9 protein-coding genes are annotated in these 10,831 nt (G+C 73.0%); 4 read left to right on the forward strand and 5 right to left on the reverse strand.

Features of this window, described 5'->3' with window-relative positions:
- Window positions 1-387 (forward strand): adenosylcobinamide-GDP ribazoletransferase (locus tag C3489_RS37000; protein WP_181139995.1); only part of this gene is annotated, 387 nt, incomplete at its 5' end.
- Between the two features lie 19 nt (window positions 388-406).
- On the opposite strand, the gene C3489_RS37005 is transcribed toward C3489_RS37000, so the two are convergent.
- The 5 genes from C3489_RS37005 to C3489_RS37025 all read right to left on the reverse strand — a co-directional run bounded on the left by C3489_RS37005 (window position 407) and on the right by C3489_RS37025 (window position 7,064).
- Complete coding sequence (locus C3489_RS37005) at window positions 407-1,222, reverse strand: endo alpha-1,4 polygalactosaminidase (protein WP_103786528.1); 816 nt, start codon at window positions 1,220-1,222, stop codon at window positions 407-409.
- The gene (locus C3489_RS37010; protein ID WP_103786529.1) at window positions 1,219-1,887 is read right to left on the reverse strand and encodes a spherulation-specific family 4 protein; all 669 of its coding nucleotides are present in this window, start codon (window positions 1,885-1,887) and stop codon (window positions 1,219-1,221) included. Before C3489_RS37010 ends, C3489_RS37005 begins: the two co-directional genes overlap by 4 nt.
- A complete protein-coding gene (locus C3489_RS37015; protein WP_103786530.1) occupies window positions 1,884-3,404 on the reverse strand; it encodes a hypothetical protein in 1,521 nt (506 codons plus the stop codon). The genes C3489_RS37010 and C3489_RS37015 overlap by 4 nt, the downstream gene beginning before the upstream one ends.
- Window positions 3,401-4,909 (reverse strand): GT4 family glycosyltransferase PelF, encoded by a 1,509-nt coding sequence (pelF, locus tag C3489_RS37020; RefSeq protein WP_258055119.1) that lies wholly within the window; start codon window positions 4,907-4,909, stop codon window positions 3,401-3,403. The genes C3489_RS37015 and pelF overlap by 4 nt, the downstream gene beginning before the upstream one ends.
- A gap of 121 nt (window positions 4,910-5,030) precedes the next feature.
- Window positions 5,031-7,064: a hypothetical protein gene (locus tag C3489_RS37025; RefSeq protein WP_103786531.1), complete on the reverse strand. Its 2,034-nt coding sequence runs from the start codon at window positions 7,062-7,064 to the stop codon at window positions 5,031-5,033.
- A 359-nt stretch (window positions 7,065-7,423) separates the two neighbouring features.
- On the opposite strand from C3489_RS37025, the gene C3489_RS37030 reads away from it, so the two are divergent.
- The 3 genes from C3489_RS37030 to C3489_RS37040 all read left to right on the forward strand — a co-directional run.
- Window positions 7,424-8,950: a leucyl aminopeptidase gene (locus C3489_RS37030; RefSeq protein ID WP_103786532.1), complete on the forward strand. Its 1,527-nt coding sequence runs from the start codon at window positions 7,424-7,426 to the stop codon at window positions 8,948-8,950.
- 302 nt (window positions 8,951-9,252) lie between these two features.
- Window positions 9,253-10,641: a dihydrolipoyl dehydrogenase gene (gene lpdA / locus C3489_RS37035; RefSeq protein WP_181139996.1), complete on the forward strand. Its 1,389-nt coding sequence runs from the start codon at window positions 9,253-9,255 to the stop codon at window positions 10,639-10,641.
- A 58-nt stretch (window positions 10,642-10,699) separates the two neighbouring features.
- Window positions 10,700-10,831 (forward strand): biotin/lipoyl-containing protein (locus C3489_RS37040; protein WP_006373660.1); only part of this gene is annotated, 132 nt, incomplete at its 3' end.

A 10,831-nucleotide genomic window follows, 5' to 3' on the forward strand; every position in this document is an offset into this window, starting at 1 on the left:
CTCTACGACGGCTCCTGGGCGCGCGGCAGCCTGGCCGCGGTGGCCTCGGCCTCCGCCGCCCGGCTGGCGCTGACGCTGGCCGCCCGGCACGGCGTCCCGGCCGCCCGCCCGGAGGGGCTCGGGGCGGCCGTCGCCGGGGTGGTCCCGGCGGGCGGCGCGGCGCTCGCCGCCCTGGCCGTCACGGCGCTCGCCGCCGCGGCCGGCGCCCTGCTCGGCTGGTCCGACGCCCTGCGCGCCGCGCTGGCCGTACTGCTCGCCCTCGTCGCCGCCGAAGCGCTGCTGCGGCACTGCGTACGCCGCTTCGGCGGGGTGACCGGCGACGTGTTCGGCGCCCTCGCGGAGACGGCGGCCACGGTGACGCTGGTGGTGCTGGCACTCGGTCACTGACGCCGGCGGCACCCCCGCCTCAGCACGGCCGGCGCCACGCCCCCAGGTCGTACTTCTTGAGCATCGAGCTGAGGCCGAGGCTGCGGGACGCCGGGCAGAAGCGGCTCGTGGGCAGTTCGTACTCGACGTGGAAGACCGCCTTGCCGGCCCGCACGAACGGGGTCAGCCGCGCGCACTCGCCGTACTGGGCGCACTGCTCGTTCACCGCGAAGTCGAAGTCGCCCACCAGCTCCGGGATCTGGTCCAGGTCGTTCTTCAGGCCGACCGCCAGGCCCCGCTCGTGGGCCAGCCTGGCGATCAGCCGGTTGTAGCGGACCTGGTCGGCGGCCGTGAGCGGGAAGCCGGTGGCGTTGGCGTAGCCGTCCATGTTGTCCGGCTCCACCGCGTCGAAGCCCTTGTCCCGGCACAGGTCGAGGCGGGCCGCCATCAGCGGTTCCAGGACGTCGGTGCGGCGGATGTCGAGCCAGCGCTCGCCGTCCCAGCCGTTGCCCTTGCCGAGCAGCGACTTCGGGAACCTCCCCGCGTCCGGCCGCCAGTCCTCGAAGGCGCCGGTGGACAGGTAGCAGATGACCTTGCGGCCCTGGCCGTGCAGCGCGGCCACGGTCGCCCGGGAGTGGTCGAAGCCGTCGATGTCGTACACCGGGGCGTCGACGGTGGTGTCCAGGCGGCCGCTGAGCTGCCACTGCCAGGGCGTGCCGGGGCGCGGCTGCCAGCGGGCGGACGCTCCGGGCGACGGCCCGGTCGGCGCCGGCTTGTCCGAGTCGTCGGAGGCGGACGTGCAGCCCGCCGCCAGCAGCGTCAGCAGGGCCACGACGAGCAGGATCGGGCGTTTCACCGGGCGGGCTCCAGGGTGTGCGGCAACGTACCCCAAGGATGATCCCCGCCGCCCGGCACCGCGCAGTGCAGGCCCGCGCCCCGCGCCCGGGCCAGGGCGGCGCAGTCGGCGCCGGGCGGCACGCCGTACACCAGGTGGCAGGCGAGCGCCCCCTCGGGAGGCGGCTGCGCGGGCAGCGCGCGGTACGTCGCCCAGGTGCCCTCGAACGTCACCAGGACGTCGGCGATCCGGGCGTAGGAGGGGTGCGGCCGGGTGCCGTGGTTGAGGACCAGCGTGCCGCAGCCGGCGCCCCACGCGGCCGCGGCCACGCTCCGGTAGTGCGGATAGGCGTGCGGGCCGGAGGCCACCTGGTCCAGGAAGGCGCCGTCCGCGCCGTACCAGTCGCGGTGGCGTGCGAGGTCGGCCGCCACCGCGGCGGACGGCCGCAGGGCGTAGGCGGTGTCGACGTACCCGAGCACCCGCACCCCGGCCGCCCGCAGCCGTACGGCGACCTCGGCGAACGCCGGGTCGGGCGCCGTGCCGGGGCCGCTCGCCGGGTTGAGCACCACGCCGTACAGGCGGGGCGCGGCGGCCAGGATCGCCTCCCATTCGGCGGGGCGGACCGAGGGGTGCTCGTAGTACGGGACCAGCAGATCGGCCGGCCGGGCGCTGATCGGTGTGCTCATCGGTGCGCGGTCGCCCTTCCCAGCAGCACGCAGACCAGCACCGCCTGCGCGGCCCCGGCCGTGCCGTACACGGCCACGCCGACCTGGTGCGGTCCGGCCACGTGGGTGGCCAGCGCGAGGCTCTGCGCGAGGCCGGCCAGGCAGCACACGGCGACCGCGCTGTGCACCGCGCCGAACGACTGCAGCAGCAGACCGGTCCACAGCACCACGCCCAGCAGGAGCAGCCCGGCCAGGCGCAGGCCGCTCGGATCGGGGGAGCCCGGCCACAGCGCGGCGGTGGCCAGGGCGACGGCGAGCAGGACGGCCAGATAGCCGGTGAGGCACTCGGCGACCGTGCGCGCGGTGCGCCGCCAGAAGGCGCGCGGGCTGCTGGTGGAGCGCAGCCCGGCCAGGCTGCCGCTGCGGAAGCGGTACAGCAGCCATTCGGCGGGCCCCATGCTGAGGGTGAGCGCGACAGCGGCGGGCGCGGCGACCGCGCTGTGCTCCTGTCCGGCGAGGACGTCGCCGAGCGCCGCGTACAGCACCAGGACGCCGCTGCCCAGGCCGAACAGCGCGTACGGCAGGGAACCGGTCAGCCACAGCGGCGCCCCGCGGTCCCGCGCGGGGGCCGTGCCGAGCCCGCCGAAGGGCAGCAGCGCGGTCAGGCCGGCCGTCCAGCTGCCCTCCCCCAGGTCCCGGACGGCGGGCGCCACCGCGCGCAGCGCGAGGACGGCGACCGCGGCGAGCGAGCCCAGCAGCAGGACCAGCCGGACGGCCTGCGGGACCGGCTCGGCCAGGGACACGGCGGCACCGGCGGCCATCGGGGCCAGCGCCGCGAGCAGGGCGCGTTCACGGCCCAGGACCAGCAGGGTGGTGGCCGCGCCCAGGTAGCAGGACTGCCCGGCGGCGAAGGCGAGCGCGGCCGGCCGGCCGGTGCCCGCGACCGCCAGGGCGACCAGCGTGCCGATCAGCGCGCCCACCGGGGCGCCGAGCAGCAGGCAGCGGCGGGCGGCCGAGTCGTCGCCGAGCCCCAGCCAGGAGTACGCCCGGTGGGCCAGGCCCTGGTTCCAGGTCCAGCCGGTGAGGGCGCCGGCGAGGAGGGTGAGCGTGCCGGCGGGCAGCCCGTGGACGTCCCTCGGGCCCGACAGCAGCGGGCCGCCGAGGACGTAGGCGAAGCCGGGCAGGGCGAAGACCACGCCGCGCAGGAGGCAGCCGAGCAGGCCGACCTGCCAGGGGTCGTGCGGCGGGCCGTCGGGTTCGGGGTGGCGGCGCCCGACGCGGTCGTAGAGCTCCTCGGCGAGCGCGAAAGAGCTCTTGACGCCGTAGCGCTCGCGTATCCGGTCGTCGGACAGGCCGTCGGACTCCAGCAGGGCGGCTATCTCGTCCGGGTGGACGGCGGCCGCTATGAAGTCCTCCAGCCGTTCGGCGAGTTCGTCGACCGGGTCGGGCTCGGCCCAGGACGGGGTGGTCCGCTGCCGGGGAACGGCGGGCGGCGACTGGGGGCGGGCGCCGGGCGGCAGCCAGATCGATCCGCTCACCAGCCGGCTCCGTCCGTCGCGACGGCCGCGTACCAGGGGTCGCGCAGCTCGACGGTCCAGTCGGCGACCGTCTCGATCGTCGGCTCGTACACCTCGGGCAGGCCGGCGAGTTCCTGGTAGATGGTGCGGAAGTTGTCCACCGAGCGTTTGAGGGTGAACCGGTCAATGACCCGCTGCCGGGCCAGCGCGCCCAGCTCCAGGCGCCGCCGGTCGTCGCTGAGCAGGGTGAGCGCGGCGGCGGCCATCTTCTCCGGCTCGCGCGGCGGGACCACGAGCCCGGTGTCCCCGACGGCCTCGCGCACCCCGCCGACGTCCGTGGAGACGGTCGTACGACCGCAGGACATGGCCTCGATGATCGAGAACGGGAAGCCCTCGGAGATGGAGGAGAGCATCACGACGTGGCCGGCCGCGTACGCACGCCAGACCTCGCTGATCCGGCCCTCGAAGGTGAGGCCGTCGGTGACGCCCAGCTCGGCGGCCAGCTTCTCCAGCCGGGTGCGGTAGCCCTCGCCGCCGGGCGGCACCGGGCCGAAGAGGCGCAGCCGGGTCTCGGGCAGCTCGGCGCGCACGAGGGCGTAGGCCCGCAGCAGGGTCTCCAGGTCCTTGATCGGGTCGATCCGGCCGCACCAGCTGAGCGTGGGGACGTCCGGCTCGGGTCCGGCGTGCGGGAAGGCGAAGGGGTCGACACCGTTGTAGACGGTGCGGATCTTCCCGGCGTCGGCGCCGCCGCGCTCCTCCCAGCGGCGGTTGTACTGGTTGCACGGGGTGATCAGGTCGGCCATGCGGTAGCCGTGGGAGTTCAGCTCCCGGTAGAAGCCGAGCATGAACGCCTTCACCGGCCAGCGCTGGGTGTCACCCCGGTACCCGAGGTAGCGCTCGCGCAGATAGATGCCGTGCTCGGTGAGGAGGAACGGCACCCCGTCCAGGGCGCGGGCGGCGACCGCCGGCAGGGTGGCCAGACCGCTGCTGACCGCGTGCGCGACGCAGTCCTCGGGGATGCGCGCACCGAGCGGGCGCAGCGCGTGTTCCAGCAGGTCGGTGGCGGTGAGCGCGTCGTGCACGGTGGGGCGGGCGCGAGCCGTGGGCAGATGCGGCATGGTCCAGATCCACATCAGCGAACGCAGTGCCGCCTCGGTGCGCAGCGCCGCGGAGAGCCTGCCGGCCCGGGCTACGCGGGCGAGTTCGGTGAGCGCCTCGCCGAACTCGCAGCCGGCCCCCGGGTCGAGGAAGGACAGCAGCAGGTGTTCGTAGGCCTCGGTGAAGCGGCGGCGGGCCTTGCCGTAGGGCGGGCTCTTGCGGTCCGGGCGGGGGCCCCAGGTCGGTACGCAGGTGTGGTGGCGGACGTTGGGCGGCAGCTCCCAGGTGACGGGCTCACGGCCGGTGCCGGTGAGGGATATCAGATGGAAGTCCACCTCCGGCATGCCCTTCACGAGCTGGTCGCACCAGGTGCTGACCCCTCCGTGGACGTGCGGGTAGGTGCCTTCGGTGAGCATGGTGACGCGCATGGCTGCGCCGCTTCCCCCCTGTTGTGCGGATCTGTCGGGGGAACCGCGCGCCCGGCCCGGCTGCGGGTCCGTTGTGGTTGCTCGCGCAGTTCCCCGCGCCCCTTGCGGGGGCGCTTCCCCCCTACGGAAGTTTCAAAGTGACAGACGACTGCAGCAGCTCCGGCGTGGTCCATGCCGAGCGGCGGCCGGCGTACGGTGTGCCGAACGTCGCCGTGCTCAGCAGGAGTTGCTTCTTCGTGCCCTCCGGGGCCGTCACCGGGATCTGGACCCCGGACGGTGCCGTGATGGTCACCGTGGTGCCGATGCGGTACGCCGTGACGCGGTTGGCGGCGAGGGCCGCCTGCCAGGCCGCGCGGCGCTGGAGTTCGGTGCCGATCGCGCTCTGGCGCGGGTTCTCCAGCGGGGTGTTGTCGGCGAACAGGGCCCGGTAGCCGGCGAGCACCTGGTCCAGGACCGGGTACAGGATGCGGTCCTCGGCCAGGTTGGACTGGTGGGCGTAGTGCGGGCGCGGGTCGCCCGAGACGGCGTGGCCGAGGGCGGTGCGGGCCTCCTGGGGGACGATCACGTCGTCGTAGCCGGTGGCGGTGTCCAGGGGCGCGGCCAGGCAGGTGGAGGTGGGGTTGTTCTCGCAGACCCCGCTGCCGCCGTCGGCCCGGGAGGTGTAGATCCAGTTGTACTCGTCGGCCATCTCGGCCTTGGTGCCCACGTTGTAGTACACGTTCATCGGGTAGCGGGGCACGGTCAGGGCGGTGCCGACCGGGCGCTGCCCGGGCTCGCGGGAGTTGTCCGAGGCGGTCCACTTCACGCCGTTGTCGGCGAGGGCGCCGGCCAGGTTGGGGTTGTCGGTGGGCTGCTGCGGCAGGGTCTTGAGGCCGGAGTGCTCGCCGGTGACCAGCTCGGTGCGGTCGAGCGGGAGGCTCTTCGTCAGCGCCCAGTCGGTGTTGTCGCGGATCTGGGCGGAGATGTCGGCGCGGCTCATCCACCGCGTGGACCCGTCGGCGTTCTTGGCGCAGGTCCACGGCACGGTGCTGGTGTCCTGGACGCAGCCCAGGTACTGGTGGGTGTAGGTGTGGTTGATCCAGCGGTACTGCGCCTTGTCGGCGAGCAGCCGGTCCGCGAGGGCGTCCGCGCCGCCGTGCTCGCTCCTCCACTCCTCGCCGGAACCGGCGTTGAACACCATGTCGAGGGTGAAGCCGTGCTCGCGCTGCCACTGCGCGGCGTAGGCGGCGTCGTCCGCCGTCATCCGGATCGGGGCGGTGCCCGGGCCGTCGCCGCCGGCGCAGTCGAAGTCGCCGGGGGTGCAGTCGCGGGCGGTGTCCCAGCGGCTGTCCGGGGCGAGGACGTCGTCGACGTGCACGGCGAAGGAGTTGCGGACCTGCCCCAGGTGCACGCCCTGCGTCAGCCACTCCACGATGCCCCGGGCGAGCAGCCGGAACTGCTGCTGGTAGCGGTTGTAGGCGAACGTCACGACCAGCTCGCGCCGCCCGTCGTGGGCGTACTCCCCGAGCAGGCTGCCGCGCCCGGTGGAACCGGGCACCTCGGTGTCGACGTAGGAGGTGAATCCGGCGCGGGGGCGGGCCGCGTAGCCGTAACTCTCCGGGACGGCCGGCGCGTTGTCCTCGAAGGTGAACGCCCCGTCGAGGTAGCCGAACCAGCCCGCCTTCCCGGCCGCGGTGATCTGCGCCGGCTGTCCGTCGAGGGTGCCGGCCCAGCCGCCGGCGTCGGTGTAGTCCAGGCCCACTTCCGGGTGCGCCCAGGTGTAGGCGTCGACCTGGCCGATGCCGTACGTCCGCTCGTACGCCTCCAGGGCGAGCTGCTCCGGGGAGTCCGGCGAGCCGAACGGGGTCTCGTCGGGCAGGACCACGCCCTGGTACCTGGCGCGGTGCGTGGAGCCGGCGGTGTCGGCGAGGAACGCGGCGTCGATCACCGGGCGTCCGGGGTCGTTCAGGTCCACGACGGTGTACGGGACACCGGTGGTCCTGAGCTGGTCGGTGATGGCCGCGACAGGGCTGTCCCCGTCGGCCACGACCAGCACCTTCAGATCGATGCGGGGCGTGGTGGCCGCCGCCGCGCCGGGCACTACCAGACCGAGCGCCATCGTGGCCGCCGCGGTCACGAGGGCAGCCGTGTTTCTCCTGCGCGCGCTGAGCGCCATGTGGTCCTCTCCCCCCAAGGGACCCTCCGCGCACACAGTGGCCGAAAAGCGGAGGATCCGTGGAAAACGTGCGAAGCGGTGAGGTCGACGCTCACCGGACCCGATGAGTGTGACTCAGGTCATGAGGTGCGAGGATCGGGAAAAGGCCACGACGACACCGACAGGTGAACGCTCGCAGGAGTGAGCGAACGGGCCCGCGAGCGTAGTCTCGTGCCGGGTGTCCCGCCGGTTCGCCGCGCCGGTGAGGACCCCGGTGGGGACCGCGTTCGGGGGCCGGATCTAGTGTCGGCCGTCGGGTCCGGTCGAGCCCACACCATTCGGCCGCAGGAACTTCACATCGGAAGCGAGATATCACCACCGTGACTGCTCTCACTCTCAGCACCGCCGCGGCGTCCGGTCTGCGGGCCGACGCGATCGTGATCGGTGTCGCCAAGGGCGCGAAGGGCCCGGTCGTCGCGCCGGGCGCCGAGGCCGTGGACAAGGCCTACGACGGGCGGCTCGCCGCCGTCCTGGAGACCCTCGGGGCCTCCGGTGCCGAGGGCGAGGTGACGAAGCTGCCGGCGCCGGCCGGGTTCAAGGCACCGCTCGTGATCGCGGTGGGCCTCGGTGCCGAGCCGGAGAAGGACGAGACCTACGACGCCGAGACGCTGCGCCGGGCGGCCGGCGTGGCCGCCCGCACCCTGACCGGGTCGAAGAAGGCCGCGTTCGCGCTGCCGATCGCCGACGCCGCGGACGCCGGCGCCGTCGCGGAGGGTGTGCTGCTCGGCGCCTACTCCTTCGACGTCTACAAGCAGAACGGCAAGGACCCCAAGGCCAAGAACGGCAAGGCGCCGCTCGCCGAGGCCGCGCTGCTCGGCGGCAAGCCGCGCGACGCCGCCTTCAAGGGCGCGCTCGCCCGCGCCACCGCGGTCGCCGAGGAGCTCAACCGGGCCCGCGACCTGATCAACACCCCGCCGAACGACCTCACCCCGGAGGCGTTCGCCGCCATCGCCCAGGCCGCGGCCAAGGAGCACGGCATCAAGGTGCAGGTGCTCGACGAGAAGGCGCTGACCAAGGGCGGCTACGGCGGCATCCTCGGCGTCGGCGGCGGCTCCGCGGCCACCCCGCGCCTGGTGAAGCTGTCGTACACCAGCTCCAAGGCCAAGAAGCACCTGGCCTTCGTCGGCAAGGGCATCACCTACGACTCGGGCGGCATCTCGCTGAAGCCGGCCGGTCACAACGAGACCATGAAGTGCGACATGAGCGGTGCCGCGGCCGTCTTCGCCGCCGTCGTCGCCGCCGCGCGCCTGGGCCTGAACGTCAACGTCACCGGCTGGCTGGCGCTCGCCGAGAACATGCCGTCCGGCTCCGCCGTCCGTCCCGGCGACGTGCTGCGCATGTACAGCGGCAAGACGGTGGAGGTGCTCAACACCGACGCCGAGGGCCGCCTGGTGCTGGGCGACGCCCTGTGGGCCGCGTCCGAGGAGAAGCCGGACGCGATCATCGACGTGGCCACGCTGACCGGCGCGATGATGCTGGCGCTGGGCAGCCGCACCTTCGGCGTCATGGCCAACGACGACGCGTTCCGCGCCGCGGTGCACGAGGCCGCCGAGGAGGTCGGCGAGCCGGCCTGGCCGATGCCGCTGCCGGAGCACCTGCGCAAGGGCATGGACTCGCAGGTCGCCGACATCGCGAACATGGGCGAGCGGATGGGCGGCGGGCTGGTCGCCGGGCTGTTCCTGAAGGAGTTCGTCGGCGAGGGCATCCCGTGGGCGCACCTCGACATCGCGGGCCCCGCGTTCAACGAGGGCGGTCCGTTCGGGTACACGCCGAAGGGTGGCACGGGTACGGCGGTGCGGACGCTGGTCCGGGTTGCCGAGCTGGCGGCCGCGGGGGATCTCGGGTGACCTCCGCTCACTGAGCACGTTTTCCCGTTCCGCCGCGTGGGGGCTGGTCGCGCCCACGCGGCGGAGCCGCATATCGATACAGCCCCGCGCCCCTTCGCTGTTGGCATCCGCCCCCTTGGCTTCACAAGGACGTGGGACGTCTCACACACCGGCCCGGCGTCTCGATCTCGTCCGGCAGGTGCAAAGATGGAGCCCGGCAGGACAGGGCCCCTACCCAAGGGCCGAAGAACGAGCGGCCGGACACCAGCCGCCTGCCGGTCACCGACGACCGGCGTACGGCGCACATGCATGGAGGACGTGACGTGGCGAACGACGCCAGCACCGTTTTCGACCTAGTGATCCTCGGCGGTGGTAGCGGTGGTTACGCCGCGGCCCTGCGCGGGGCGCAGCTGGGCCTGGACGTCGCCCTGATCGAGAAGGACAAGGTCGGCGGTACCTGCCTGCACCGGGGTTGCATCCCCACCAAGGCCCTGCTGCACGCGGGCGAGATCGCCGACCAGGCACGCGAGAGCGAGCAGTTCGGCGTCAAGACCACCTTCGAGGGCATCGACATCGCGGGTGTGCACAAGTACAAGGACGACGTGATCTCGGGCCTGTACAAGGGCCTGCAGGGTCTGGTCGCCTCCCGCAAGGTGACGTACATCGAGGGTGAGGGCCGCCTGTCGTCGCCCACCTCGGTGGACGTGAACGGTCAGCGCGTCCAGGGCCGCCACATCCTGCTGGCGACCGGCTCCGTGCCGAAGTCGCTGCCGGGCCTGGAGATCGACGGCAACCGGATCATCTCCTCCGACCACGCCCTCGTCCTGGACCGCGTGCCGAAGTCCGCGATCATCCTGGGCGGCGGCGTCATCGGCGTCGAGTTCGCCTCCGCGTGGAAGTCCTTCGGTGCGGACGTCACGATCATCGAGGGCATGAAGCACCTCGTCCCGGTCGAGGACGAGAACTCCTCCAAGCTGCTGGAGCGCGCGTTCCGCAAGCGCGGCATCAAGTTCAACCTCGGCACCTTCTTCGACAAGGCCGAGTACACCCAGGACGGCGTCAAGGTCACCCTCGCCGACGGCAAGGAGTTCGAGGCCGAGGTCCTGCTGGTCGCGGTCGGCCGCGGGCCGGTCTCCCAGGGCCTGGGCTACGAGGAGGCCGGGGTCGCCATGGACCGCGGCTACGTCCTGGTCGACGAGTACATGCGGACCAACGTCCCGACCATCTCCGCCGTCGGTGACCTCGTCCCGACCCTCCAGCTCGCGCACGTCGGCTTCGCCGAGGGCATCCTGGTGGCGGAGCGGCTGGCCGGTCTGAAGACCGTCCCGATCGACTACGACGGTGTCCCGCGGGTGACGTACTGCCACCCGGAGGTCGCCTCCGTCGGCATCACCGAGGCCAAGGCCAAGGAGATCTACGGCGCGGACAAGGTCGTCGCTCTGAAGTACAACCTGGCGGGCAACGGCAAGAGCAAGATCCTCAAGACCGCGGGCGAGATCAAGCTCGTCCAGGTCAAGGACGGTGCCGTGGTCGGCGTCCACATGGTCGGCGACCGCATGGGCGAGCAGGTCGGCGAGGCCCAGCTGATCTACAACTGGGAAGCGCTGCCGGCCGAGGTCGCCCAGCTCATCCACGCCCACCCGACGCAGAACGAGGCGCTCGGCGAGGCCCACCTGGCACTGGCCGGCAAGCCGCTGCACGCGCACGACTGATCAGCCCTCGGGCGCGACGACACAGACTTTCCGCAACTCGTAAGGAGCAACCGAAACCATGGCGGTTTCCGTAACCCTTCCGGCGCTCGGTGAGAGCGTCACCGAGGGCACTGTCACCCGCTGGCTGAAGGCCGAGGGCGAGCGCGTCGAGGCCGACGAGCCGCTGCTTGAGGTCTCCACCGACAAGGTC

This window comes from Streptomyces sp. Ru71, from assembly GCF_002920535.1.
Lineage (GTDB): Bacteria > Actinomycetota > Actinomycetes > Streptomycetales > Streptomycetaceae > Streptomyces.

What these genes read in the sequence shown, in the direction of transcription:
- C3489_RS37010 (WP_103786529.1), bottom strand. Translation starts at nt 1,887, where the DNA reads ATGAGCACACCGATCAGCGCCCGGCCGGCCGATCTGCTGGTCCCGTAC.
- pelF (WP_258055119.1), bottom strand. Translation starts at nt 4,909, where the DNA reads ATGCGCGTCACCATGCTCACCGAAGGCACCTACCCGCACGTCCACGGA.
- C3489_RS37025 (WP_103786531.1), bottom strand. Translation starts at nt 7,064, where the DNA reads ATGGCGCTCAGCGCGCGCAGGAGAAACACGGCTGCCCTCGTGACCGCG.